Origin of the sequence: Bradyrhizobium sp. STM 3557 (assembly GCF_045571465.1) — a bacterium.
In the GTDB taxonomy this organism is placed as follows: domain Bacteria; phylum Pseudomonadota; class Alphaproteobacteria; order Rhizobiales; family Xanthobacteraceae; genus Bradyrhizobium.
Genome location: NZ_CP120697.1, coordinates 6173791 through 6196868, shown reverse-complemented (window position 1 = coordinate 6196868; position 23078 = coordinate 6173791). Strand labels below are relative to the sequence as shown.

Below are 23078 nucleotides of genomic sequence, written 5' to 3'. Positions count from 1 at the left end.
GGCTCGGAAGCCGCAGGCTTCGCCATCCCGGCTCCCCTCTCACTTGTGGCCCATGCAGGATTCCTCGGCCTTCACATAGGCCTCCGGCTTGTCCTCGTGCTTGGCAGGACGCGTGCGTCCCCAGGCATCATTGGCCCGGGCGCGCAGATAGACGTAGAGATCGTCCATGTAGCAGGCGACGTTCGGATTGTCGCCGAACGCCGGCATGACATTTTCCTGAGCCGTACTGATATTCTTGCGGCCGCTCGCGACGACCCCAAGAAAGTCGCCATAGCTCATTGTCTTCAACGAGTCCTTCAGCGCCGGTGCGTAGGTCGATCCCATACCATCGGGACCGTGGCACACGTGGCATTCCGAATGATAGCGGCGATATCCGGAGTAGGTGTACCAATCAACGGTGCCGTCGGATTGAACCTTGTAGGTTGGGTTTCCATCCTTATCGAGATATTTGCCGTCCTCTGACTTCACAGCAGTCGGATCACCCGAGCCGTCTGCCAATGCGGTCGCCGGCAGAACCATTTCCGTTAGGGCAATTCCTCCGGCCGCCAAGACAAGCATCATGGCTGCCGCAAAACAAGTTTTACGCAAGTGTTTGATCCCTGAGATTGATGGCGGCGAGCCGGCGCATGGACGGATCCATGCGCCGGGAGACAGGCCGGAGCTTACTGAGGCAGCGAGAAGACGGTGAGCGTGCCACCGAGCGCCGTGTAGTTGCTCAGGGCCGCATAGCCGCCGACCGCGCCGAGACCGGCGGTCGGATCGGTCAGGCCGGCTGCAAGACCGATACCTGCCCAGCCGCCGACGCCGGAGAGCACTGCAACGTACTGCTTGCCGTTGTTCTCATAGGTCGTCACGTTGCCGATGATGCCGGACGGAGTCTTGAACTTGTAGAGCTCCTTGCCGGTCTTGGCATCGACGGCCTTGAGATAGCCTTCGAGCGTTCCGTAGAACACCACGTTGCCTGCAGTTGCGAGCGCGCCCGACCACACCGAGAACGGCTCCTTGTTCGACCAGACGATCTTGCCAGTCTTGCCGTCCCAGGCGATGAAGTTGCCCATGTTGCTATCGCCCTGGGGCGGATACATCGACAGCGTCGCGCCGACATAGGGCTGACCCGCGGTGTAGCTCACCTTGAACGGCTCGTAGTCCATGCAGACATGGTTGGTCGGCACGTAGAACAGCTGCGTCTCGGGCGAGTAGGCCGCCGGCTGCTCGTCCTTGCTGCCGAGTGCCGCCGGGCAGACGCCCTTCGTATTGACGTCCTCACCATTGTGATCGGTCGAGTATTGCGCCACGACCTTCGGACGGCCATAGGTCTGCGAGTTCTTGTCCATGTCGACGCCGGTGGTCCAATTGACCTTCGGATCGTACTTCTCGGCGACCAGGAGTTCGCCGGTGGCGCGATCGAGGGTATAGCCGAGACCGTTGCGGTCGAAATGGGTGAGCAGCTTGCGCGCCTGGCCATTGATCGTCTGATCGGTGAGGATCATCTCGTTGACGCCGTCATAGTCCCATTCGTCGTGCGGCGTCATCTGATAGACCCACTTCGCCATTCCGGTATCCGGATTGCGTGCGAAAATGGTCATCGACCATTTGTTGTCGCCGGGGCGTTGCTTGGGATTCCAGGTCGAAGGATTGCCCGAGCCGTAATAGACGAGGTCGAGTTGCGGATCGTACGAGACCCAACCCCAGGTGCAGCCACCGCCGGTCTTCCACTGTTCACCTTGCCAGGTCTTCAGGCTGGAGTCCTTGCCGACTGGCTTGCCGAGCGCGGTGGTCTTGTCGTCGAACAGGATCTGATCATCGGGACCTTCGGAGTAGGCCTTCCAGACCTGCTTGCCGGACTTGATGTCGTAGGCGGTCATGCTGCATTGCACGCCGAACTCGCCACCAGAGGTACCGACCAGCACCTTGTCCTTGACGACCAGCGCGGCGGACGTGCCGGTCTGGCCCTTGCTCGGATCGCCGTTGGTCGCGCTCCAGACCAGGTTGCCGGTCTTCGCATCGAGCGCGACCAGCTTGTCGTCGGCCTGATGCAGGAAGATCTTGCCGTCGCCGTAGGAGAGACCGCGGTTCACGGTGTCGCAGCACATCACCGGAATGACGTTCGGGTCCTGCTTCGGCTCGTAGCGCCAGACGATCTTGTTGTCCTGAGAGAGGTCGAGCGCGTAGACCTTGTTCGGGAACGGCGTGTGGACATACATGATGTTGCCGATGATCAGCGGTCCGCCTTCATGGCCGCGCAGCACGCCTGTCGAGAACGTCCAGGCCACCTGCAGCTTGCCTACATTGGAGGCGTTGATCTGATTCAGCTTTGAATAGCGCGTATTGGCATAATCGCCTGCCGGCATCACCCAGTCCTTCGGGTTTTCCGACATCTTGACCAGTTCGTCACTGGCCCATGCGCTGCCTGCACAAAGTGCAGCGACTGAAGTCAGACAGGTTGCGAGTAGCACCTTTCGCATCGTCGATCCTCCCAGGTTGAGATCAAGGGGTTGCGCGAGATGCGGCCCCCAGTCATTGATTGTTCATCCTCATCCCTATCTGGTCCGAAGTCCAGAAACTTGCCCAAGAGCGAAACACGCTTGCTCAAGAGTGAAACTGCGGGACTAAAAGTACATTTTTGTCGGGACTTTTTCCTGTGCAGGTCAGCAGAGTGACAGCGCGCGTGTTCTTGCTGCGCAGCATCATCGTGTGTGTCGGCGTCGTCCCAAGAGCAAGCCAGGGTTGATGTTTTCCTTGACGTTACAAGGACGAAGGCACAGGATCGAAGCGGGGATGATGCTCTAAGGAGGACTCCGCCTGCCAAGCTCGGAAGCTGCCCCAAGAAGGCAATGATCCTGCTTCAACATCGGCCGTCACCGCGAGTGCCGGAAGAGTTGTTTTTTCGATCTTGAATCGGTGGATGGACATGTCCGATACGATCCGCTCGCTCAGCACCTCGGGACTAGCGACCAAGAAGCAGGTCGAATGTTGGTCAGATGCGCTGACCGATCTCTGCGGCCGATTTGATGTCGATCCGTTGGAGGGCGTCACCTTCGAGGGGCGCATTCACTTCACAACCGTATCGAAGCTGAAGCTGTGTCAGATCGAGGCAAGCCAGCATCGTATTGCCCACACGTTTTCCCGCGCTCGATCGAGCGAGCACCCCTATATCAAGATCCTGTTCCAGACCTATGGCGTGTCGTATTTCGAGCAGGAGGGGCGTCATATCGAGATCGGGCCGGGTGACTGCCTGGCCTACGACGTCTCCTGTCCGCATACCATCGTGAGCCCAGGGCTGACGCGGCATGAGGTGGTGATCGTGCCGAAGGATCTGCTGCGGGAACGCGGCTTCCGGCTGGAGAAGATGTCGGCCTGCAAGCTTTCCGCACGCAGCGGCACGGCCCGCATCGCGCATGAGTTCGCGCACGCCGCATTCGACGAAGCCAACCGGTTGTCGCCGAACAGCGCGGCAGGCGTTGCCGATTCGCTGATCGATCTGCTGTTGCTGCCGCTTCGCGAAGCCGATGCCATGTTCGATCGCGGTGGGCCGGAGGCGATGTATGTCCGTGCTCAAGGCTTCATCCGCGAGCATCTGCGCGATCCCGAACTCTCCATCGATCAGATTTCCGCTGCGCTCGGTTGCACCAAGCGCTATCTGCACATGGTGTTCAGCGATCGTGGCATGACGGTGAGCGACTACATCTGGCGTGCCCGGCTGCAGCATTGCCGCCAGGAGCTCGAGACCCAGTGCGGCAAGACCATCACCGACGTGGCCTTCTCCTGGGGGTTCTCGAGCTCGTCGCACTTCAGCCGTGTGTTCCGAAAATATTTCGGCGTCGTGCCGTCGGCGGTCCACAAGGCAGCTGCGCGGACCTGAAGCCTCGGTTCGTGAATTACTGCGCGCCGCTGCGCAGGACCTTCTGGAACGCGTCTCCCAGCACGGCCGGCTCGCGCGGTGGCAGATAGGTGAGGCCGGTCGCCTGACCGAACTCGGCCAGCTTTCCCGACGCCTGCAGGGCAGCCAACACCTTGTTCACCTCGGCGATGAGGTCGGGATTGCTGGCAAGTCCCACATAGCCGCGGTTGGCGCCGATCGGATAAAGATAGCCCGAGCCGGTCAAGGTCGTATCGGGATGCGCAGCCCGGTACGCATCGAAGCGCCCGAGGTCGAGCAGGGTGGCATCGAAGCGGCCCTGCTCAAGCGCGCCGAGCAGATCGTCACGGCCCGGCACGAGATGGGTGATGCTGTCGATCAGCCGTCCCTTGTCGTAGGTCATCAGGATGGCGTCCCCGAGCGTTCCGCTCTCGATCGCAAGGCGAAGACCGGAGAGATCGCCGATATCGGCGATGTGCCGTTCCCGTGCCTCCCGGCCGAGCACGACGGTCAGCGAGGAAAACATGTAAGGTCGCGTCGGCGCGAGAATGCCGATGGTGATGCGCCGGCGGCGATCGTCCCGGGTGGCACCCTCGAAGTCGGGCAGCTTTGCAGTTTTCACGCCCGGCACCACCAGCGAGTCCTGCGTGAAGGCGTAGCTGCCGACGAGTGAACAACGGCCGTCGGAGAGCAGGGCATTGGCTTCGAGTGCGGGACTCGAGTCCTCGTCGAGCTTGCTTTCGAACCACTGGATCTCCAGCCGCCGGCCAAGGCCTTCTGCGATCGCTCGGGCCAAGGCGACTTCGAAGCCTGTGCCGGGCTTGCTGCGGTGATGCATCGAGAGCGGTGGCAGATTCTCGTCGAGACATATGCGCAACGGCTCATCGGCCGCGCGTGCCGGCAACGTCATGGCAGCACAAGCGGGCAGGGCAAGTGCTGCAGCCGAGATCATGGCCGCGATCGCGCCTCTCATGGCGTCCTCCGGCTCGAGACATAGGCCCAGAGCGCGCCGATGTCGTCGTCGTTCAGGATGTCGCCCCACGGTGGCATCCGGCCGTTCTTGCCCTGTTTCACCGTCGTGACGAAGCGTGGCTCGTCATTGGGAAATCGGCGCAGATCCGGCGTGACGGTGCCAGAATTGACCATGTTGGGTCCGTGGCAGTGCGAGCATTTCTGGGCGAAGGTCTGCTTGCCCTGATCGATCTTCGCCTGATCGGTCTCGCCGCCTTGCTGCTGAGCTTGTTGGGCGATGGCGGCTGCCATGGCAGCCGACATCACCGCGACGGCGACGAGCTGCGTCGCCGTCCAGATGAAACCATTTCGTGTCACTGGCAATCCGCGCTCAGTTCTTGACCGCGAAAACCCAAAGTGAGCCGCCGGCCGGTACATTCGCCAGACGCTCGTCACCGGAGAACAGCGAATAGACGCCGCCATAGCCGCTGGTCACTGCGACATATTGCACGCCGTCCTGCTGCCAGGTCACAGGCTGGCCCTCGATGCCCGAGCCGGTCTGGAACTGCCAGAGCTTCTTGCCGCTGTCGGCGTCGAAGGCTTCGAACTCGCCGGTCAACTGGCCTGAGAAGACAACGCCGCCTGCGGTCGACAATACGCCGGAGAAGCGCGGAATGTCGCTCGGCTGCTCCCATTTGGTCTTGCCGGTGAGGGGATCGATCGCCTTGAGCTGGCCGCGCGGGCCATCCGGCCAATCCCAGAGATCGGTCAAGTCCATGCCGAGATACCACTCGCCGGCCTTGTAGGTTGCCGGCTCAGTCTTGTAGTGGCCGCCGAACACCAACGTATTGGCGTAGGCAAAGCCGGTCTGCGGATTGAACGACATCGGCTCCCAGTTCTTGCCGCCAAGGATCGATGGATAGACGGTGACCTTCTTGCCTTCGCGTGCTTCGCGCGTGACATCGGTCTCGATCGGCTTGCCGGTCTTCATGTCGATGCCAGAAGCCCAATTGACCTTCGCGTAGGGGTTGGCGGCCAGAAGCTTCCCGTTGGTGCGATCGAGCACGTAGAAGAAGCCGTTGCGATTGGCGTCCATCAGCACCTTGGTTGGCTTGCCCTCCACGGTGAGATCGGCGAGCACCATCTCGGCGACCGAATCATAGTCGAACGGATTGTTGGGCGAGAACTGATAGTGCCATTTGATCTTGCCGGTCTTCGGCTCGAGTGCGAGCACCGAGCAGGTGAAGAGATTGTCGCCCGGGCGCACGGCGGCATTGAACGGGCCAGGATTGCCGACACCCCAATATACGGTGTTCAGGTCGGGATCATACGAACCGGTGATCCAGGTCGAGCCGCCGCCGAGCTTCCACGTGTCGCCCTTCCAGGTGTCGCCACCGGGCTCGTCCGGTGAAGGCACCGTGTGGGTGCGCCATAGGTGCTTGCCGGTCGCAGGATCCCAGCCATCGATGAAGCCGCGGGTGCCGAACTCCGCGCCGGAGATGCCGGTCAGCACGACGCCATCGGCAACCAGCGGCGCCACCGTCATCGAATAACCTTCCTTGATGTCGGCTGCCTTCTGCCGCCACAGCTCCTTGCCCGTCTTGGCATCGAGCGCGATCACATTGGCGTCGAGGGTGGTGCGAAACAGCTTGCCGTCGAACAGCGCGGCGCCGCGATTGATGATGCCGCAACAGACGATGCGCGGCGTCTCGGCGGGATAGTCGACCTTGGTCTTCCAGATCTGCTTGCCGGTCTTGGCGTCGATCGCCATCGTCGCATTGTGCGTCGTGACGTAGACGACGCCCTGATAGACGAGAGGCTGGGATTCCTCGCTGCGATCGTCGGCGAAGCTGTAATTCCAGACCGGAACGAGGTTCTTGACGTTGTCCTTGGTGATCTGCGTCAGCGGGCTGAACCTCTGCAGATTGTAGCCCATTCCGTAATTGAGGACGTTCGATGTATCAGTTGCGCCCTTGACCAACTCATCGGCCGTCTGCGCGTGTGCGCCATGCGAAGCGAGAATAGCGAGGCTTACGGCCAACGCGATCCGTTTCATTCGATCCCTCCCGAATATGTCATGCGCGCCTATGTTGACGCTGCACGATCAACACTCCGCCTGAAATGAAAATGCGTCAACAAGGAACGTGCGAGGCGTCGCTCATGGCGCGGCCATGCATCACGCCACGGAATTTACCGAGGTAATTTCCGTTGGTGCTGCCTTTGGGACACCGTATTAGTCCGTGCTGCGATGCGGCATGAAGCTTGCTTCCTCGACCCCTGCCGGGACTAACAGAGGAGTAAGCGGATGAGACGAACCATCCTTTGGCTCGGCATGATGTTTTGCCTTGGGATTGGCGCGCACGCGCGCGACCTCGGCCAATGGGGATCGGTCGATCCGGCGCTGCGCGAATGGTATCAGGCTCTGATGCAGCCGGACGTGCCCACGGCGTCCTGTTGCGGCGAAGCCGACGCCTATTTCGCCGATGAGATTCGGGTGCGCAACGGCAAGATCTACGCCGTGATCACGGACGATCGGCCGGACGAGCCGCGCGGCCGACCGCATGTCGATGTCGGCACCGAGATCGAGATTCCGAACAACAAGCTGAAGTGGGACAAGGGCAATCCGACCGGGCATGGAATCGTTTTCCTCAGCCATAGCAAATACGTATTCTGTTACGTGCAGCCCGGCGGTGCCTGATCATACGCTCGTTGCGCAAGCCCTCTCGGCAAGAACAAAGTCACCGCCCCTGACGGCATCTCCCGGCTCAGATTAGACGCCGGGAGCCCTGCGGTTCGCGAATGCAAAAAGCAACGCGGATGGCCAATTTCGGCGCGGACAGGGACTTGACGCCGCCAATATTTCGGAGAGCTTTCTGTACCAGCGTCGACATGGTCTGAAGCGTCGCGCGAGAATGCTGTGACGTCTTGAGTTTTCCGCATCGAGATCATCGGAGGTCGAATATGAGATTGCCAGTTGCTGTCGCGCTGATCGTGGCAGGCGCGACATTGGTAGGCCTGCCAGCCTTGGCGGCACCGCGCGCTGCCGACCCGGTCAAGGCCTTTGACACCGACAACGACGGAACGCTCGACCTGATGGAGGTGAAGAAGGCCGCGGCCGCCGAGTTCGCAAAGCTCGATCGGGATCACGAAGGCACGCTCGACGCTCGCGAATTGCGGGGACGGCTGAGTGCGAAAGACCTCAAGGCGGCCGACCCCGATCACGATGGCACCCTGACGATGGACGAATATCTTGCCGTCGTCGAGCAGCGCTTCAATGCGGCCGACGCGGACCATGACGGCACACTGGACGCGAAGGAGTTGAGGACGCCGGCCGGCCGTGCCCTGATGCGGCTGCTCCAATAATCGCCAGTGACGGGTCGTCGGCGGTGATGCGGCGAGAGAAGCACGCGCGCCGCCGACGCCGTTCCGCCCTCGGACGAGCGCCCTTGCGTTCGTTCCAGGCCGGCCCTAGCTTCAATCCCGGCGCGAGCAAGGCGCCAGCCTCTTGGAAACCAGAGCTTGGGAGAGTGAAATGACCTGGAAGACCCCGAAAATCGTCGAAGTGCCGGTGGGCATGGAAATCAATATGTACGCCTGCGCGGCGCGCAAGTAATCGCGACTGAAAAGTCGCGATTGATCAAAGGTCTGCCAGACCTGCTTGAGCGGATACGTGAAGCACGGGTCTGGCAGATACTGTTTGGGCGGATACAACGCCGATACTACGAAGTCGGTACGACGGTGTGGCTGTCGTTCACAGATCCTGAGTGTCGAATATATAGAGATCAACGCCGCCGTCTGCGAAATTGGCAAGATCCCCGGCCGCGGCCTTTCCCTCAGCAGATCCCATCCCGGCCTTCAGCGCATCCATCGTATCGAACGATAACGTCGCGATGAGATGGATGTCGGCGCTCGGACCTGTCGGGGTGCCAACCCCTCCGCGGCTGATGTCATAGGCCGTCAAACCGGGAATTTTCTTGGCGAGCGGTACGTGGACCGACATGTAGTGCTTCTCGAACGCTTCGGCGCTTTTCGGCTTCTTGTAGAGCACGAGAACCTTCGGCATCGCTTTTTCCTCCCCTGTTGTTGCGGTCTCACGGACCCGGCTCGATTGCAGCCGATCTCGGCGCGGGGATCAAGCGCGGGGTTGCTGGCCGCCACTCTCGATGATGTGATAGGATATTTGCTCGCGCAGCGACGCTGCACTCCGATTCTTCACATGCCCTTGCGAAACGTGAATGCCCGTCGCCACGCATGTATTCCGCGCTGCCACGATCGCCGTTACGTTGTTTTCTGGCATAACGCATGCCGAAGGCATTGATAGCGAACACATCTTCGGCTTCATGATCGGCAGCGATGTCGGTGATGCCGGCGAGCGCGAGTTCCAGACCCAGACCACCGGACGCTTCGACAAAGGCGCCGGGCGCTATCACGCCGGTGAGCAGGAGTTCGAGCTCGAACTGGTCCCGGTGGAAAACTTCCGTATCGAACTCGGGACTGCATTCGCCGGCCACGATATCCGCGATGTTGCAGGCCTAGACGATCGCCGGCAGCTCAGCTGGACGGGCGCCTCGCTCGACCTGCGCTATCGTTTCCTGGCGCGCGAGACTGCGCCATTCGGCATGACCTTTGCCGTGCAAAGCGAAGGCAGCCGAATCGATGATATCAGCGGCGCGGGCGCATGGCGGTATGGCACCACATTCACTCTGGCATTCGATCGCGAGATCGTGCCCGATTTTGCGATCGCGGCGCTGAACCTATCGTATCAGCCGGAATGGACACGGTTTTCCAGCTTGGCCGAGACCGAGCGCGAGGTCACGGTCGGCGCGGCGTTCGCGCTCATGGCGCAGTTCCGTCCGGGGATTTTGCTCGGTGGCGAAGCGCGCTATTTTCGGCACTATGACGGCTTCGGGCTGGACGCCTTGTCCGGCCAGGCGCTGTTCATCGGACCGACCGCCTATTTCCAGCTCTCCGAGCGCTCGCGGCTGACGGTGTCCTGGAGCACGCAAGCCTGGGGCCGCGCGAGCGGACTGCGGGCCGGGCTCGATCTTGCGAACTTCGAACATCATCAGGCACGCCTGGTGTTTGGCGTGAATTTCTAGGCCGGTCAGTTCGAGCTCAGGCAGGCGCTTTTTTATGACGGGCTTTTGAAACCCCGGCCCGGCTGAGTTGTAATTATTGGTGCTACGCTATCGGACAATTCAACGGGATTTGTGGCATGAATCCGATCGAACTGATCATCACGGTCTGTGCGGTGCTCTCGCCGACCACATGCGAGGAGACGCATCTGGTGTTCTCCAGTGCCGCCTCGCTGCGGCAATGCACGATGCAGGCGCCGCCCTATATCGCCCAGTGGGTCGGCGAGCATCCGAAATGGACTGCAGTCAAATGGCGCTGCGAATATCCGCATACCAACGACAAGGCCGAGCGTGGCGGCGGCAGCGCCCCGAGCTGATCTGATCGGCCCTCCCATTCGTCACTTGTTGCAATCCCTCAGATCCTTGTCGGCGACCGAGAACACCGCGCCTGCCTTGATCTCGATGTCGTGCACGAGGCATTGCTTGCCGCCGGCATAGCTGACTCTTGCATCGTATCGTCCGGGCTCGACGCCGGTGATGCGCAGGCGCTCGTCGTGATCGACCTCCTTGTCCTTGTCGTTCAAGGTCTGGTTGGGCCCCCATTCGCTCTTGCCGACTGGTGACAGCTCGAAGCCGGTGATGGTGGCTGTGGTCAGATTCCACAGCCGCATGCCCTTGCCCTGCGCCAGCAATTGGCAAGGCGCGATCGACAGCAGCACGGCGGCAGCGGACATCAGCTTGCGCGACATTCCATCCTCCCAAACTCTACGTTCATTGTCGTTGCCCGTCAGGGTCCATTGGACCTGAGGAATTTGCAAGGTTCAATCTGACGATGTCGGCCCTGATCGCAGCGATGGCCTGCTCGTCACGTGGCGCGCGCGGAACGGCGATGGGCAAGGTGTGCAGCAGGCGGGCCGGACGCGCCGACAGCAGGATCAACTTGTCGCCAAGGCGCACGGCGTCATCCAGGCTATGCGTGACCAGGAGCGTAATCATCGGCCGGCTGCCGACCAATGTCGCGATCTCCTCGCGCAGCCGTGCCGCCAGGGCATCGTCGAGCGATGCCAAGGGCTCGTCGAGAATGAGGAAATCAGGCTCGACGGCGAAGGCCCGGGCAAGCGCGACGCGGCGAGCGAGGCCGAGTGACAATTCTCCCGGATAGTGGTCGCGATGCGCGTTCAATTCCAGCACCGAAAACAACGTGGCGAGCCTGGCGTCATCCGCATTGGGTGCGGCGAGGCGGACATTGTCCTCGACCGAGCGCCAAGGCAGCAGCCTGGGCTCCTGAAACACCATTGCCAGCCGCGCGCCGGCTGGTCGCGCGATGCGTCCCTGATAGCTCGGATCGAGGCCTGCGAGGATCCGCAGCATCGTGCTCTTGCCGCAGCCGGAGGGACCGACCACGACACCGACCTCGCCGGTCGCGAGCGAGAAACTGATATCCGCAAGCACCTGATGCGGCTTGCCAGCGGCGCTGACGAAGCTCTTGCCAGTGATATCGATGTCAAGCTGCACGGAGGCGCCACCGGGAGACACGGAGTTCGAACGGCTGCACCAGCACGGCCTCGATGACTAGCACGACGGCGGCGAAGCTCAGCGAATAGGCGAGCAGCAGCGGGATGTCGAAGAGCTGAAAAGCGACGCCGATCTCGAAGCCGATGCCGTTGGGCCGGCCGAGCAATTCCGCGACCAGCACGATCTTCCAGACCAGCGACAGGCCGGAGCGCGCCGCAGCGGCGATGTAGGGGGCGAGCTGCGGCAACAGTACATGGCGAAAGGTGCGCCAGCGTGAGAACGCGAACACTTGCGCCATCTCGTCCAGTGCCGGATCGAGCGCGCGGGTGCCTTCGCGCAAGGTGACGACCGCGGTCGGCAGCTTGTTGATGGCGATCGCTGCGATGGCGGCGGCCTCGGTCAGTCCCGCCCAGATGTAGGCCAGCACGATCACGACCAGCGCCGGCAGATTGAGCAGGAGGATAAGCCAGGGATCGCCGAGCCGGTTGGCGAGCTTGCTCCGTCCCATCAGATAGCCGATCGCGCTGCCGATGCTCATTGCCAATGTGAAGGCCAGCACGACGCGAGCAAGCGTCGCGGAAAGGTGCAGAAACAACGCGCCGGATCGGGCCTCTGCGATCATCGTGGTGAAAACGATCAATGGCGGTGGCAGCTTGGCGCTCCCGGCGAGCAGCGCCGCGATCCACCAGGTCGCCAGGAACAGCACGAAAGATAACAGGCGCAGCACCTCAGTCCCTCGGCGAAGGATTGTAGTAGGTCCCACGACTGAGCTCTGTGCCGGGGCCGACCAATTCGCGGCCACCGATGCCGGCCAGCACGCCATAGAGAATGCGCGCATCGGCCTCCTCGTCGGCGAGCGGCCGGCGCGGAATGCCGTCCCGGTAGCGATCGCGATAGGTCCGCAAGGTCACTGCATCAGCAGCTCCCGTCAGCGGCGCGATCGTGCTCCACTCCGCATCGGACGCCGCAAGGATCTCCTTGGCCTTGCTGGTCACGGCAAGGAAGCGCGTCAGCAGCTCACGATGGGCGTTCGCCCAGTCCTCGTCGAACACATAGCCGACCATCGCCACGCGCCCCTTGGCGCCGAATTTCGGTAGGATCTGCTCGATGCCGGCCAGTCGGCGAAAGCCCTTGGCTTCGAGCGCGGCGCAGAAATTCCAATAATTCAGGTTGGCGTCCATCTCGCCATCCGCCATCTTGGCGGCGAGCAACGGCGGCGCGCCATATGTGATGGTCGCCTGAGATTTGAGGTCGATATCTTCCTGCTTCAGCGCCGCCTGCAGCAGCAGCCAGCTCTTGTCGATGGGCCCGCCGGCGATTGCGAGTTTCTTACCCTTGAGGTCGGCGAGACCGTGAATCGGCGAAGCGGCCGGAACCATCACCGCGCCCAGGGCGCTCGAATAGGGATAGAAGGCCAGCTTGGCGCCAAGCGCCCGCTCGCGCGACACCCACAGCCAGTCGGAGACCATGAGGTCAGCATTGCCGGCGCGCAGCGCGATCTTGCCGGCTTCAGGGCTCGCAAGCTCGGTGGTCTGGATCTCGATGTCCTGCTGCTTGTCCAGCCCGTGCGCGCGGATCACGGCGAGCTCCCAGGCGAAGGTGCCGGTCTTTTGCGCTGCAACCCTGATCGTCTCGGCGCCGCAGCATGCAGATACCGGAACGAACGCGCAAGCCAACGCGCCAAGCAACAAACCAATGAAACGTGCCATGTAATCTTGCGCCGCTCTCATCTTTTCATCCCGACAGTCATAGCATAGCTTTCGTGTCCTGCTCCGGGAGGAAAGCAATGATGACATGCAGACGGGTACGACCGATTGTCGCCGCGCTTGCGCTTCTTTGCGGTCCGGCCTCAGGGGTGCGCGCGCAGGACCTCAATGATTATCCGACCTCCGCACGCGCCGAATATGTGTTTGGCTGCATGAAGGCGAATGGCGAGACCCGGCAGTCGATCGAGCAATGCTCCTGCTCGATCGACGTGATCGCGACCATTCTTCCCTATGAGCGCTACGTCACGGCGGAGACGGTGCTCAGCATGTCGCAGGTGCGCAGCACGCTCGGTGCCGAGTTTCGCTCCTCCGAGCAGGCGACCTCCGCAGTCAACGACCTCAGACGTGCGCAGGCCGAGGCTGAGGTCAGGTGCTTCTGAGGCTAAGCTCGTGCGTACCGTTCAGCTGCCCGAGCCCTCGACGGGCCATTCATGCTGGAACAGATGGCCCTGCGTGTCCTTGGCTTCGGCCTCGAAGTGCTTGGCGCCGTTCGGGACATAAGTAAAGCGGATGTTCGGATCCTCCGAGATCGAGATGCCGCCTTCCATGGCGAGCACCAGGCTGCCGTCCTGCGACAGCTTCAGATCGTCGATGAAGAAAGCCGGAATGTAGAGCTGGGTGAGCTGATCCATCTGCAGCCCCGAATTGTTGGGATGCCCGATCATCACCTGCGCCTCGCGCGCGCCGCTCATGGCGCCGTCGCCAGCTTGCGCGAACTGGCGATAGCGCATCTGCCCGATATGCGCCTTGGCTTCCTCGGGATTCTTCGCGGCCGGGGCCGAGCAGCCGCCGGACGCCTTCACATAGACCTTGGTCACGTAGAGCTGTCCGTCGGACAGCTCGGCGACCGCGTGCACGTCCGTGTAGTTGTTGACGCGGACGCGAGTCGAGATCGCCGTGACATTGGCGTCCTGGCCGAGCGTGAACTTCGCCGCCATTGGTGCCGGGTTCTTGTCGATCACGAGCGTGATGGTCTTGATGCGACGCGTATCAGCCGGCGAAAGCTTGCTGCGCAGCGTCACCGGCACCAGCGACGCATCCTCGGCGCGCGCCGGCATCTCGACCGCGAGCACGTCCGCTCCGTCATTCATCGGGCGATTGCCGAAGATGTCCTGGACCAGCCCGGGCCACGGGTCATAGTCCTCGGCCTTCGCAGTTGCGAAGGCAAGGACTAGCAGGGCGCCAAGCAGTGGCGCGCGAAGCAAACGGGCTGCAGCACTCATGTCGCATTCCCTCGTTCGTTCCGGGAATTTGGAGCGCGAGACCTCAATATAGACCTCCGTGCTCGCTATTCCCACTCCATTTCCGAAAAAGCCGCAGTGGCGTTCCGGGCGTTGTAGTCGTCAAACAGCTGCCATTTCGACCGCTCTGAGGCGGCGGCCGACCTCGCCGCCTCGGTGATCGGGCGCCCCCGTGCGATCAGTCCGCGAATATCGGTGGCGAGTGTGTCGAGGTAACGGCGTTGATCGGTCAGCACGGCGGGCCAGTCGCCAACCGGTCCATGCCCGGGAACGACGCGCTGGGCGGGCAGGGCGGCGAGCTTATCGAGCAGACTGCGCCAGCCGCTCAAGCTGCCGTCCATGACCGGGATATGCGATGCGAATACGAGATCGCCGGCGAATAGCGTCCGGCTCTGCTCGTCATAGACGGTGAGATCGCAATCGCTGTGCGCCGCCGGCCAAGCCTGCAACACAATGGAACGGCCGCCGAGATCGAGGGTGAGACGGTCGCCGACCAATAATGAGGGTGGCACCAGGCGCACCTCGTCGATCAGCTCCGCGCCCATGATCTGTCGAAAGGCTTCGATGTAATGCAGTCCGCGCATCGCGAGGGCGCGCGGTTCATTGGCGGCGCCGACGAAAGTGGTTCCCGCTCGATCGAAAGCGGCATTGCCGAACAGATGGTCCGGATGAGCATGGGTGTTGATGACATAGCGGATCGGCTTGTCGGTGCGGGCACGGATCGCGGCCAAAAGTTGCCGGCCCTCGCGCACGCTGCCGCCGGTGTCGATCACCGCGACGGCATCATGACCGACGACGACGCCGAGATTGGCAATGTCGCCTTCGTTGTCTCGGGTCATCAGCGCGATCTGGCCACTGTGCACGAACACGCCCGGCGCGATCTCGTGCATTTCGAGTTCCTGTGGCTCTGCGCCCAGGCATGCCGGTGCGAATATCAATAGCAGAACAAGGAGGAGGGCGTGCCTTGCCATGGTTTTGCCTGCTCTAGCGCCCTTGCACGCGCGGATGCGGCAGCATAGCATTTTGAAAAATAACGCGACATGCGTGAGCGGGATGGAAACGATGATGACGAATGGCAATCTTGGCCGCAGCCTTCTGCTCGGCCTTGCTGGGTGTCTGACGCTGGCTGCGGCACCTGCCGCATTTGCGCAAGCGAGCGGTGACGGTGCCGACCTCTCGATCGAACTGGTCGATCCAAAGGTCCTCCGCGTCTGTGCCGACCCCCGCAACCTGCCGTTCTCCAACGAGAAGGGCGAAGGTTTTGAGAACAAGATTGCCGAGCTGTTTGCTGCCAAGCTGCAGAAGAAGCTCGACTACATGTATTTCCCGCAGGCGCAGGGCTTCGTGCGCGTGACGCTGGGATCGCATCGCTGCGACGTCATCATGGGCTATCCGCAGGGCGATGACCTCGTGCAGGGCACCAACCCCTATTACCGCACGACCTACACGATCATCACCAAGCCGGGCTCCGATCTCTCCGATGTCGCGACCTTGGAGGATCCGCGCCTGAAGGGCCGGCGTATCGGCATCGTCGCGGGTACGCCACCGGCAACCAACATGGCGGCGGCCGGGCTGATGGCGACTGCGAAGCCGTATCCGCTGATGATCGATACCCGCGTCGATTCCTCGTCGCAGGCCATGATCGACGACCTCGAGTCCGGAGCGATCGATGCCGGCGTGCTGTGGGGACCGATGGCCGGTTACTACGCCAAGAAGGCATCGCCGGCCCTGCACGTCACGCCGCTGCTCAAGGAAACCACCGGGCCGAAACTGATCTATCGGATCGGCATGGGCGTCCGCACCGCCGATCAGAACTGGAAGCGGCAGCTCAACCGGCTGATCCAGGAGAGCCAAGGCGAGATCAACAAGATCCTGCTCGATTACGGCGTGCCGCTGCTGGACGAGAGCGATCATCTGATCACCGCCGAGGCCGCGACCAAGTCGCCATGAGCGGCGGGTGCAGCCCCGTCGCGCTGGCAGCCTTGCTGCTGACGGCTGTCGCGCGCGCGCAAAGCGGCGTCGCGGAGCCAGGCGGCTATCGCACCGAGAATTATCGCAGTCCTGTGCCGGCGACGCTGGCAGGCGCGCGCGTGCTTTCGACCGAGGAGGCGGCGGTGATCTGGCGCGCCAAGTCGGGCGCCTTTATCGACGTGCTGCCGCGCCCACCGAAGCCGAAGAATCTTCCCGAAGGCACGGTGTGGCGTGACCAGCCGCGGCAGGACATTCCCGGCAGCATCTGGCTGCCCGACGCCGGTTACGGCGTGCTGGCCCCAGCCACCGAAGACTATCTGAAACGCGGCTTGGCGCGCGCCTCCGGTGGCGACCATTCGCGCTTGTTGGTGTTCTACTGCCTCGCCGATTGCTGGATGTCGTGGAATGCGGCCAAACGCGCGCTGTCCTACGGCTACACCGAGGTCGCGTGGTATCCGGAAGGCACCGACGGCTGGAGTTTCGCAGACCTGCCGCTCGAGGAGACGAAGCCTGAGCCGCGGCCGGAAGAGTGAGCGCTTTGCCGGGCCGCCGTGTGCGAGGTCGGCACCCATGGAGCCGCTACTCGATGTCCTGCTGGATCTCGCGGCCCAGCGCGAACAGGCGCTGGTCGATCGTGGTCGGCACCTCGCAGACGAACTTCACCACACGGCGGCGGTCTTCGAAGATACGGGTTTCCCAATTGAGCTGGTTCGCGAGCTCGTCGACCTTGGTCTGATCGGGCGAGGCTCCGCTCTGCATCTCCTGCAGCGCGATGGTGTCGGCCTTGATCTTCTCAACCGCATCGCGCTGCTTGCGCATCACCCGCTCCAATCCGTTCATGACCGAGGTTCGCTGCGCATTGAGCGTATCGAACAGACCTGAAAACAGCAGCTTGCCTTTCGTGATCTTTTCCTCTGCCGAGCCGGTGAGGAAATCGGCGATGTCCTTCTGCGCCTCCTCGAGCGGGGTACGGCGCGCGGCGAGCTTGGCGACGAGCGCGGAGACCTTGGCGTCGTCCTTCCATTTGCCGGCGACGTCATCGAGCGGGGGCCCCGACCAGACTGCCGCCACAGAGATCTCCGGGACCTTGGCTTGTGCGCAAGGCCAATCCGGATAGCGCGGATCGGCGGCCAGGCAGGCGCTTGTCGATAGCGCAGAAAACAACGCAATGATGATCGCACGCATCATGTCTCGCCTCCGGGGCCGCGGCGAACGAAGCCGCGCGAGGGATCGTAAGCCAGGATCGCACCGACCATGAAGGCGATGGTGCAACCGCCAACCACCGTGAGCGAGATCCAGTTCATCTTGCCGTAGAGCGCGAAGCGGACCAGCTCGACCGCATGGGTGAACGGATTGGCCTCGCAGACCATGGCGAGCCACGGGCTGCCTTCCTCGACGCGCCACAGGGGATAGAGTGCCGAGGACGCAAAGAACATTGGAAAGATCACGAAGTTCATGACCCCGGCGAAATTCTCCAGCTGTTTGATCCCGGATGAGATCAGCATGCCGAGCGCGCCGAGCATAAGGCCCGACAGCACCAGTGCCGGCAGCACGGTGAGATAGCCTGATGGTGGCGGCGTGATGTCCCAGAACCAGGCAACCGCGAGGAATGCGTAGACCTGCAGCACCGAGACGGCTGTGCCTGCGAGAAGTTTGCAGAACAGCAGGTACCAGCGCGGCAGCGGGCTCACCAGCAGAGTGCGCATGTTGCCCATCTCGCGATCATAGACCATCGACAGCGAGGACTGCATGCCGTTGAAGAGCTGGATCATCGCCATCAGGCCCGGCGCGATATAGACCTCGTAGGGGATATAGGTCTCGTAAGGCGGGATGATCGAGATGCCGAGCACCTGACGGAAGCCGGCCGCAAAGATGAACAGCCAGACCAGCGGCCGCACCAGCGCCGAGACGAAGCGTTCGCGCTGATGCAGGAAGCGCAGCCCCTCGCGCCAGACGATGCCGGTCAGGCAGGTGAGATATTGCCCCGCCGAGAAGCCCGTTCGCGCCGGAGCGATGGCGGTGACGCTCATGGCTCTGAACTCCGCGCCGTACGATCCTGCGTCGTCAGCCGCGCGAAGGCGGCATTGACGTCAGAGGCGCCGGTTTCGCTGATCACGCGCGTTGCCGGCCCCTTCGCCAGCACGCGGCCCTGATGCAGCACCACGAGATCGTCGGTCGGCGTGATCTCGTCGAACAGATGGGTCGCCCAGAGCACGCCGATGCCCTGCTCGGTAACGAGCTGCCGGACATGACCCACGATGTCGGCCCGCGCCTTGACGTCGAGCCCGACGGTGGCTTCGTCGAGCAGCAGCAGGCGCGGCCGATGCAGCAGCGCACGCGCAATCTCCAGTCGTCGCATCTGGCCGCCGGAGAGATCGCGCACCTTGTGGCCGGCGCGGTCCGCGAGCCCGATCCGTGTCAGCAACTCGTCGCTGCGCAGGCGCGCCTCGCGCCTTGCAATGCCATGGAGCGCGGCGTGGTAGAGCAGGTTCTGGGTCAGCGACAGGTCGAGATCCAGTGTGCGCGGCTGGAAGACGACGCCAAGCAGCCGCAGCGCTTCGCCCGGCGCGCGGCCGATGTCATGGCCGAAAATGCCGATACGGCCGGTCTGCACCCCGAACAGCCGGGTGATCAAGGAAAACAGCGTGCTTTTCCCGGCGCCGTTGAGGCCGAGCAATGCGGTGAAGCTGGCGGGCTGGACATCGAAGGAGACATTATCGAGCGCCCGCCGCGCACCGTAGGAATGGCTGATGCGGTCGATCGCGAGTGCCGGCACGCCACCGGGCTCGCGCTGCGCGGCGACATCATCCTGCGTGATGATGGTGGCGCCTGGCATCGTCATGGCTGTGCAATCGTGATGCCCCAGGGCAGCTCGCCGACCTGGATGGTCTTGATCACCTTCTGCGCGGCGACGTCGATGACAGAGACATCATTGGAGACCCCGTTCGTCACCAGCAGATATTTCTCGTCGGGCGTGAAGGCCATGTGCCAGACGCGCTGGCCGACCAGGAGATATTTCTTCACCTGATGGCTAGTCCCGTCGACCACGGCGATCCGGTTGGCGGGGCCGAGTGCGACGAACGCCGTCTTGCCATCCTTGGTCATGCCGATGCCGACCGGCTGGATCGCCTCGTTGCGCAGGCCGGGAATGGCGAAACTGACCTTGCCGGTAACCTCGCGCTTGGCCGGATCGATGATCGAGACCGTGCCGCCGATCTCGGAGGACACCCAGAGCTCGGACTGATCGCGCTTGAACTCGGCAAAGCGCGGCCGCGCATCGACCAGCACGTTGGCGACGATCTGGCGCGTGGCGGTGTCGATGAAATGCGCCATGTTGGTGGTTTCCGACGTGCAGATCAGGATCTTGCCGTCGGGGCTGACCGTCATGCCCTCGGGCTCGACGCCGACCTGGACGTCACCGACGCGGGCCCGCTTTTCGAGATCGATGATCGTGACGGTGTTGTCGTTCTCGTTGGCGACATAGAGCGTCTTGCCGGGGGCATCCAGGGCAAACAGCTCCGGATCGGGGCCGGAGGGCAGGGTGTCCACCACCTCCTGCTTGGCGGTATCGATCACCTGGATAGTGTCGTCGTCGCCGACGGCGACCATCACGAACTTGCCGTCGCGGCTGAACTCGATGCCGCGCGGCCTCTGCCCGACCTTGATGGTCTTGGTCACAGTCCAGCTGTCAGTATCGATCACCGTGACCGTGTTGCCCTTCTCATTGGAGACATAGGCGATGAAGGCCCAGGAGGGCGATGCGGTCGCGAGCCAGAGCGCGGCGCAAGGCGCAGCCAATCGCAACGAAATTGTTCGCATCATCTTGCCATTCCGCATCTCGGACCCACGGCTCACTGCAGCTTGCATTTGGTTTCAGGACGGTCGACGCCGAGCGTGTCGAGCTCGGAGACCTGGTGCAAAAACCCCTCCTGCGGCGATACCGATACGATCATGCGGCCGTCCGACAGCAGGATCGGCTGGCGAAGCTGCAGATTCCAGTCGCGCAGCGTCAGCCGGGTGCCCTTGAATGCTGCGATCGAGAAGCTCGGGCCCTTGATGAAGCCGAGCAACGTCTTGGCGTCGCCGGAATTGGTGCGCGAGGCAGCCTCGCCGATCATCCGCACGGCCGTCCAGGCCTGCATGTCGAGCGCGCTCATATGCCGCGACGCCAGCTTGATGAACCGGTTCTGCAATTGCGTCGCACCCCATTGATCTTGCGCGGGATCCCAGCTCGTCGGCTTGAGGCCGGCGGAGCCCGCGACCGGGCGCGGATCCCAGGTACGATAGGGCAGGTAGGACGCGAACACCTCGCTTTCGTCGGCTGCGACCAGCACGTCATAGGCCGGTGCTTTTTGTGTGAACACAGGCATCTGGCGCTGGATCAGGGTGACGCCGGAATCGGTGCGACGGGCGCCGCCGGTATCCTCGAACGTGCGCTCCTCGACGATCTTGGCGCCGAAGCGTGCGGCGGCGCGGCGCAGCGCATCGGCATAGAGCTTGTCATTGTCATGCGAGCCGGTCACCAGCAGCCAGCGCTTCCACTGCTTCCAGACCAGATATTGCGCAAGGCCGTCGGCGAGCATGGAGCGGGTCGGTGCGATGTGGACCACGTCGGCGCGGCAATCCTGCTCGCGCAGCCGGTCGTCGGTTGCGCCTATATTGAGCAGGATCGCGTCGCGGCCGCGCAACGCATCGGCGGCCTTGACCAGCGCATCGGCGGGGAGGTCGGCCAGGATGAATCCGGTCTTGCTGGCGAGCTCGTTCGCCGCGGCAACGACGTCCTCGCCCTCCTTGAGGCGATGCTCCACCAAGTTGAAGTGCTGGTTGAGGAACTTGCCGGTGGTGTTGTTGTCCTCGATCGCAAGTCGCGCGCCGGCGAGCCCGTCATCCGGGGCAGGCTGCTCGACGGGCGACAAGGTTTGCGAAACGCCGGCGCGGCCAAGATAGCCGATCGCGACCTCGACCGGCTCCGAAGCCACGGCAGGTGTGGCGAGAACGGCAAGGCTGATCGCGCCGATCAACCATCGGATCATGCTTCCTCCCTGTGTCCTCCGCGCCTGTTCCGGCGCAGGAGGCATTTCGGCTTGAAAGATGACCGAATTAGCCTAGCTTGCAACCCCACTTTAGCAGCTCCCGTCTCATTTCGGATCACGTCCGTGAAACTGCGCGTCGCTTTCGTTACTTCGATGTTGATGGTGGCGACGCCGGTGCGCGCCGACCAGCCGAGGGTCGCGGTGTTCGACTTCGAGCTGCTCGACAGCAGCCTGCAAGGCGAGCTCGAAGGCCTGCGCAAGGACGAGCAGGCGCGCCTGACGCGCGCCACGCAGCAATTGCGCGAAGCGCTGGCCAACTCAGGCAGGTTCCAGGTGCTCGATATCAGGCCGATTGCTGATGCAGCGCACAACAGCAATCTGCAGGCCTGCGGCGGCTGCGACGTGAAGCTGGCCGAAGAGCTTGGGTCGGATATCGCCATCACCGGCGTGGTGCAGAAGATCTCCAACCTCATCATTAACATGAACATTTACCTGCGCGACGTGCACAGCGGAAAGCTGATCACGGTCATGAGCGCGGATATGCGTGGCAACACCGACGAGTCCTGGACGCGCACGATGAACTGGCTGATCCGCAATCGGGTGCTGGCACCGAGCTACGGCTCGCCCCAGGCACAGTAGACTGTAGCAGACATCACGACGTCATGCTCTGCATAGGCGGGGCATCCAGTACGCCGCGGTCTCTGATCAATCACAACTTCCTCTGGATACTGGATCACCCGCCTTCGCGGGTGATGACAGCTTTTCTGTTGATGCACGCACCGCTTCAATTGGAATGACATCTACCTTCAATCGTTCAGCCGCGCCGCGTGCCAGCGCAGATGATCGCACATGAAGGTGGAGATGAAATAGTAGCTGTGATCATAGCCCTCCTGCCGGCGCAGCAGCAGCGGGATGTTGGCCTTGGTGCAGGCGGCCTGCAGCAGCTCGGGCCGCAGCTGCTCGGCGAGGAACTGATCGGCATCGCCACAGTCGACCAGGAGGTCTGAGAATTTTGCGCCGTCTTCGATCAGCGCCACCGCGTCGTGCTTGCGCCAGTCGTCCTTGTTGCTGCCGAGATAGCCACCGAGCGCCTTGATGCCCCAGGGGACCTGCGAGGGCGCGACAATCGGCGAGAATGCACTGGCGGCGCGATAGCGATCGGGATTGCGCAGCGCCACCGTCAGCGCGCCGTGACCGCCCATGGAATGGCCCATCACCGACTGTCTCCGCGGGTCGACCGGGAAGTTGGCGGCGACCACGCTCGGCAGCTCCTCGGTCACATAGCTCCACATGCGGTAGTTACGCGCAAAAGGCTCCTGCGTCGCATCGACATAGAAGCCGGCGCCAAGGCCGAAATCATACGCGCCATTGGCATCGCCGGGCACGCCCTCGCCGCGCGGGCTGGTGTCAGGCGCAACGAACACCAAACCGAGCTCGGCGCAGGCAGCGCGAAACTCGCCCTTCTCGGTCACATTGGCATGAGTGCAGGTGAGGCCCGACAAGTACCAGACCACGGGCAGCTTGGTACCGGCCTCGTGCGGCGGCACATAGACAGAGAATGTCATGTCGGTGCCGGTCTCGTGGCTGGCGTGCCGATAGACGCCTTGCACGCCGCCATGGGATCGGTTCTGCGAAACGGTCGTGAGCGTCATGTTGTTTTATCCTGT

General features: G+C 62.7%; 28 protein-coding genes. 10 read left to right on the top strand and 18 right to left on the bottom strand.

The genetic code is table 11. The features are described 5' to 3' along the window. Positions 1-39: 39 nt before the first annotated feature. Positions 40-558: a c-type cytochrome, methanol metabolism-related gene (locus P6U24_RS28710; RefSeq protein WP_407160630.1), complete on the bottom strand. Its 519-nt coding sequence runs from the start codon at positions 556-558 to the stop codon at positions 40-42. 104 nt (positions 559-662) lie between these two features. Further along, positions 663-2465 (bottom strand): lanthanide-dependent methanol dehydrogenase XoxF5, encoded by a 1803-nt coding sequence (xoxF5, locus tag P6U24_RS28705; RefSeq protein WP_407155795.1) that lies wholly within the window; start codon positions 2463-2465, stop codon positions 663-665. Between the two features lie 446 nt (positions 2466-2911). On the opposite strand from xoxF5, the gene P6U24_RS28700 reads away from it, so the two are divergent. After that, positions 2912-3862 carry a helix-turn-helix domain-containing protein gene (locus P6U24_RS28700; RefSeq protein ID WP_407155794.1) on the top strand — a complete coding sequence of 317 codons (951 nt, stop codon included), beginning with the start codon at positions 2912-2914 and terminating at the stop codon, positions 3860-3862. Between the two features lie 16 nt (positions 3863-3878). On the opposite strand, the gene P6U24_RS28695 is transcribed toward P6U24_RS28700, so the two are convergent. The 3 genes from P6U24_RS28695 to P6U24_RS28685 all read right to left on the bottom strand — a co-directional run bounded on the left by P6U24_RS28695 (position 3879) and on the right by P6U24_RS28685 (position 6866). Then, a complete protein-coding gene (locus P6U24_RS28695; protein ID WP_407155793.1) occupies positions 3879-4832 on the bottom strand; it encodes a substrate-binding periplasmic protein in 954 nt (317 codons plus the stop codon). Beyond that, complete coding sequence (locus P6U24_RS28690) at positions 4829-5134, bottom strand: c-type cytochrome (protein WP_407160629.1); 306 nt, start codon at positions 5132-5134, stop codon at positions 4829-4831. Before P6U24_RS28690 ends, P6U24_RS28695 begins: the two co-directional genes overlap by 4 nt. 67 nt (positions 5135-5201) lie before the next feature. Then, entirely contained in the window at positions 5202-6866 is a 1665-nt protein-coding gene (locus P6U24_RS28685) for a methanol/ethanol family PQQ-dependent dehydrogenase (protein WP_407155792.1), read from the bottom strand. 249 nt (positions 6867-7115) lie between these two features. Here P6U24_RS28685 and P6U24_RS28680 point away from each other — a divergent pair, with 249 nt between their 5' ends. The 3 genes from P6U24_RS28680 (at position 7116) to pqqA (ending at position 8423) form a co-directional block, all read left to right on the top strand. Then, positions 7116-7508 carry a hypothetical protein gene (locus P6U24_RS28680; RefSeq protein WP_407155791.1) on the top strand — a complete coding sequence of 131 codons (393 nt, stop codon included), beginning with the start codon at positions 7116-7118 and terminating at the stop codon, positions 7506-7508. 263 nt (positions 7509-7771) lie between these two features. Next, positions 7772-8173 (top strand): EF-hand domain-containing protein, encoded by a 402-nt coding sequence (locus P6U24_RS28675; RefSeq protein ID WP_407155790.1) that lies wholly within the window; start codon positions 7772-7774, stop codon positions 8171-8173. A 169-nt stretch (positions 8174-8342) separates the two neighbouring features. Further along, the gene (gene pqqA, locus P6U24_RS28670) at positions 8343-8423 is read left to right on the top strand and encodes a pyrroloquinoline quinone precursor peptide PqqA (protein WP_035721241.1); all 81 of its coding nucleotides are present in this window, start codon (positions 8343-8345) and stop codon (positions 8421-8423) included. A gap of 138 nt (positions 8424-8561) precedes the next feature. Here the strand turns inward: pqqA and P6U24_RS28665 are convergent, their stop codons facing one another. Then, complete coding sequence (locus P6U24_RS28665) at positions 8562-8873, bottom strand: EthD family reductase (protein WP_407155789.1); 312 nt, start codon at positions 8871-8873, stop codon at positions 8562-8564. Between the two features lie 172 nt (positions 8874-9045). Between P6U24_RS28665 and P6U24_RS28660 the strand changes: the two genes are divergently transcribed. Further along, a complete protein-coding gene (locus P6U24_RS28660; RefSeq protein WP_407155788.1) occupies positions 9046-9909 on the top strand; it encodes a hypothetical protein in 864 nt (287 codons plus the stop codon). Positions 9910-10025: 116 nt separating this feature from the next. Then, positions 10026-10262: a hypothetical protein gene (locus P6U24_RS28655; RefSeq protein WP_407155787.1), complete on the top strand. Its 237-nt coding sequence runs from the start codon at positions 10026-10028 to the stop codon at positions 10260-10262. 21 nt (positions 10263-10283) lie between these two features. Here the strand turns inward: P6U24_RS28655 and P6U24_RS28650 are convergent, their stop codons facing one another. The 4 genes from P6U24_RS28650 to P6U24_RS28635 are packed head-to-tail and all read right to left on the bottom strand — an operon-like array spanning position 10284 to position 13130. Then, entirely contained in the window at positions 10284-10634 is a 351-nt protein-coding gene (locus tag P6U24_RS28650; protein WP_407155786.1) for a hypothetical protein, read from the bottom strand. Between the two features lie 22 nt (positions 10635-10656). Then, positions 10657-11400 carry an ABC transporter ATP-binding protein gene (locus tag P6U24_RS28645; RefSeq protein ID WP_407155785.1) on the bottom strand — a complete coding sequence of 248 codons (744 nt, stop codon included), beginning with the start codon at positions 11398-11400 and terminating at the stop codon, positions 10657-10659. Continuing rightward, positions 11390-12127 carry an ABC transporter permease gene (locus tag P6U24_RS28640; protein ID WP_407155784.1) on the bottom strand — a complete coding sequence of 246 codons (738 nt, stop codon included), beginning with the start codon at positions 12125-12127 and terminating at the stop codon, positions 11390-11392. Before P6U24_RS28640 ends, P6U24_RS28645 begins: the two co-directional genes overlap by 11 nt. Position 12128: 1 nt before the next feature. Further along, entirely contained in the window at positions 12129-13130 is a 1002-nt protein-coding gene (locus tag P6U24_RS28635) for an ABC transporter substrate-binding protein (RefSeq protein WP_407155783.1), read from the bottom strand. Positions 13131-13186: 56 nt separating this feature from the next. Here P6U24_RS28635 and P6U24_RS28630 point away from each other — a divergent pair, with 56 nt between their 5' ends. Next, positions 13187-13546, top strand: coding sequence for a hypothetical protein (locus P6U24_RS28630; protein WP_407155782.1), 360 nt, complete (start codon positions 13187-13189; stop codon positions 13544-13546). 21 nt (positions 13547-13567) lie between these two features. Here the strand turns inward: P6U24_RS28630 and P6U24_RS28625 are convergent, their stop codons facing one another. Then, the gene (locus tag P6U24_RS28625) at positions 13568-14389 is read right to left on the bottom strand and encodes a quinoprotein dehydrogenase-associated SoxYZ-like carrier (protein ID WP_407155781.1); all 822 of its coding nucleotides are present in this window, start codon (positions 14387-14389) and stop codon (positions 13568-13570) included. A gap of 65 nt (positions 14390-14454) precedes the next feature. Further along, complete coding sequence (locus tag P6U24_RS28620) at positions 14455-15378, bottom strand: quinoprotein relay system zinc metallohydrolase 2 (protein ID WP_407160628.1); 924 nt, start codon at positions 15376-15378, stop codon at positions 14455-14457. 94 nt (positions 15379-15472) lie between these two features. On the opposite strand from P6U24_RS28620, the gene P6U24_RS28615 reads away from it, so the two are divergent. Further along, the gene (locus P6U24_RS28615; protein WP_407155780.1) at positions 15473-16357 is read left to right on the top strand and encodes a substrate-binding domain-containing protein; all 885 of its coding nucleotides are present in this window, start codon (positions 15473-15475) and stop codon (positions 16355-16357) included. Further along, a complete protein-coding gene (locus tag P6U24_RS28610; protein WP_407155779.1) occupies positions 16354-16911 on the top strand; it encodes a PQQ-dependent catabolism-associated CXXCW motif protein in 558 nt (185 codons plus the stop codon). Before P6U24_RS28615 ends, P6U24_RS28610 begins: the two co-directional genes overlap by 4 nt. A gap of 46 nt (positions 16912-16957) precedes the next feature. Here the strand turns inward: P6U24_RS28610 and P6U24_RS28605 are convergent, their stop codons facing one another. The 5 genes from P6U24_RS28605 to P6U24_RS28585 are packed head-to-tail and all read right to left on the bottom strand — an operon-like array spanning position 16958 to position 21411. After that, positions 16958-17566: a hypothetical protein gene (locus P6U24_RS28605; RefSeq protein WP_407155778.1), complete on the bottom strand. Its 609-nt coding sequence runs from the start codon at positions 17564-17566 to the stop codon at positions 16958-16960. After that, positions 17563-18408 (bottom strand): ABC transporter permease, encoded by an 846-nt coding sequence (locus tag P6U24_RS28600; protein ID WP_407155777.1) that lies wholly within the window; start codon positions 18406-18408, stop codon positions 17563-17565. Before P6U24_RS28600 ends, P6U24_RS28605 begins: the two co-directional genes overlap by 4 nt. Then, positions 18405-19220, bottom strand: coding sequence for an ABC transporter ATP-binding protein (locus tag P6U24_RS28595; RefSeq protein WP_407155776.1), 816 nt, complete (start codon positions 19218-19220; stop codon positions 18405-18407). Before P6U24_RS28595 ends, P6U24_RS28600 begins: the two co-directional genes overlap by 4 nt. Next, on the bottom strand, positions 19217-20200 hold the full coding sequence (locus P6U24_RS28590) for a YVTN family beta-propeller repeat protein (RefSeq protein ID WP_407155775.1): 984 nt from the start codon (positions 20198-20200) through the stop codon (positions 19217-19219). The genes P6U24_RS28595 and P6U24_RS28590 overlap by 4 nt, the downstream gene beginning before the upstream one ends. Before the next feature lie 29 nt (positions 20201-20229). Continuing rightward, on the bottom strand, positions 20230-21411 hold the full coding sequence (locus P6U24_RS28585) for an ABC transporter substrate-binding protein (protein ID WP_407155774.1): 1182 nt from the start codon (positions 21409-21411) through the stop codon (positions 20230-20232). Between the two features lie 159 nt (positions 21412-21570). Between P6U24_RS28585 and P6U24_RS28580 the strand changes: the two genes are divergently transcribed. After that, a complete protein-coding gene (locus P6U24_RS28580; protein ID WP_407160627.1) occupies positions 21571-22050 on the top strand; it encodes a DUF3280 domain-containing protein in 480 nt (159 codons plus the stop codon). A gap of 167 nt (positions 22051-22217) precedes the next feature. Here the strand turns inward: P6U24_RS28580 and fghA are convergent, their stop codons facing one another. Beyond that, the gene (gene fghA / locus P6U24_RS28575) at positions 22218-23063 is read right to left on the bottom strand and encodes an S-formylglutathione hydrolase (protein ID WP_407155773.1); all 846 of its coding nucleotides are present in this window, start codon (positions 23061-23063) and stop codon (positions 22218-22220) included. Positions 23064-23078 lie beyond the last annotated feature (15 nt).

Excerpts from the sequence above, each read along its gene's own strand:
- P6U24_RS28710 (WP_407160630.1), bottom strand. The coding sequence starts at position 558 with ATGCTTGTCTTGGCGGCCGGAGGAATTGCCCTAACGGAAATGGTTCTG.
- xoxF5 (WP_407155795.1), bottom strand. The coding sequence starts at position 2,465 with ATGCGAAAGGTGCTACTCGCAACCTGTCTGACTTCAGTCGCTGCACTT.
- P6U24_RS28700 (WP_407155794.1), top strand. The coding sequence starts at position 2,912 with ATGTCCGATACGATCCGCTCGCTCAGCACCTCGGGACTAGCGACCAAG.
- P6U24_RS28695 (WP_407155793.1), bottom strand. The coding sequence starts at position 4,832 with ATGAGAGGCGCGATCGCGGCCATGATCTCGGCTGCAGCACTTGCCCTG.
- P6U24_RS28690 (WP_407160629.1), bottom strand. The coding sequence starts at position 5,134 with ATGTCGGCTGCCATGGCAGCCGCCATCGCCCAACAAGCTCAGCAGCAA.
- P6U24_RS28685 (WP_407155792.1), bottom strand. The coding sequence starts at position 6,866 with ATGAAACGGATCGCGTTGGCCGTAAGCCTCGCTATTCTCGCTTCGCAT.
- P6U24_RS28680 (WP_407155791.1), top strand. The coding sequence starts at position 7,116 with ATGAGACGAACCATCCTTTGGCTCGGCATGATGTTTTGCCTTGGGATT.
- P6U24_RS28675 (WP_407155790.1), top strand. The coding sequence starts at position 7,772 with ATGAGATTGCCAGTTGCTGTCGCGCTGATCGTGGCAGGCGCGACATTG.
- pqqA (WP_035721241.1), top strand. The coding sequence starts at position 8,343 with ATGACCTGGAAGACCCCGAAAATCGTCGAAGTGCCGGTGGGCATGGAA.
- P6U24_RS28665 (WP_407155789.1), bottom strand. The coding sequence starts at position 8,873 with ATGCCGAAGGTTCTCGTGCTCTACAAGAAGCCGAAAAGCGCCGAAGCG.
- P6U24_RS28660 (WP_407155788.1), top strand. The coding sequence starts at position 9,046 with ATGCCCGTCGCCACGCATGTATTCCGCGCTGCCACGATCGCCGTTACG.
- P6U24_RS28655 (WP_407155787.1), top strand. The coding sequence starts at position 10,026 with ATGAATCCGATCGAACTGATCATCACGGTCTGTGCGGTGCTCTCGCCG.
- P6U24_RS28650 (WP_407155786.1), bottom strand. The coding sequence starts at position 10,634 with ATGTCGCGCAAGCTGATGTCCGCTGCCGCCGTGCTGCTGTCGATCGCG.
- P6U24_RS28635 (WP_407155783.1), bottom strand. The coding sequence starts at position 13,130 with ATGAGAGCGGCGCAAGATTACATGGCACGTTTCATTGGTTTGTTGCTT.
- P6U24_RS28630 (WP_407155782.1), top strand. The coding sequence starts at position 13,187 with ATGATGACATGCAGACGGGTACGACCGATTGTCGCCGCGCTTGCGCTT.
- P6U24_RS28625 (WP_407155781.1), bottom strand. The coding sequence starts at position 14,389 with ATGAGTGCTGCAGCCCGTTTGCTTCGCGCGCCACTGCTTGGCGCCCTG.
- P6U24_RS28620 (WP_407160628.1), bottom strand. The coding sequence starts at position 15,378 with ATGGCAAGGCACGCCCTCCTCCTTGTTCTGCTATTGATATTCGCACCG.
- P6U24_RS28615 (WP_407155780.1), top strand. The coding sequence starts at position 15,473 with ATGACGAATGGCAATCTTGGCCGCAGCCTTCTGCTCGGCCTTGCTGGG.
- P6U24_RS28610 (WP_407155779.1), top strand. The coding sequence starts at position 16,354 with ATGAGCGGCGGGTGCAGCCCCGTCGCGCTGGCAGCCTTGCTGCTGACG.
- P6U24_RS28605 (WP_407155778.1), bottom strand. The coding sequence starts at position 17,566 with ATGATGCGTGCGATCATCATTGCGTTGTTTTCTGCGCTATCGACAAGC.
- P6U24_RS28600 (WP_407155777.1), bottom strand. The coding sequence starts at position 18,408 with ATGAGCGTCACCGCCATCGCTCCGGCGCGAACGGGCTTCTCGGCGGGG.
- P6U24_RS28595 (WP_407155776.1), bottom strand. The coding sequence starts at position 19,220 with ATGACGATGCCAGGCGCCACCATCATCACGCAGGATGATGTCGCCGCG.
- P6U24_RS28590 (WP_407155775.1), bottom strand. The coding sequence starts at position 20,200 with ATGATGCGAACAATTTCGTTGCGATTGGCTGCGCCTTGCGCCGCGCTC.
- P6U24_RS28585 (WP_407155774.1), bottom strand. The coding sequence starts at position 21,411 with ATGATCCGATGGTTGATCGGCGCGATCAGCCTTGCCGTTCTCGCCACA.
- P6U24_RS28580 (WP_407160627.1), top strand. The coding sequence starts at position 21,571 with ATGGTGGCGACGCCGGTGCGCGCCGACCAGCCGAGGGTCGCGGTGTTC.
- fghA (WP_407155773.1), bottom strand. The coding sequence starts at position 23,063 with ATGACGCTCACGACCGTTTCGCAGAACCGATCCCATGGCGGCGTGCAA.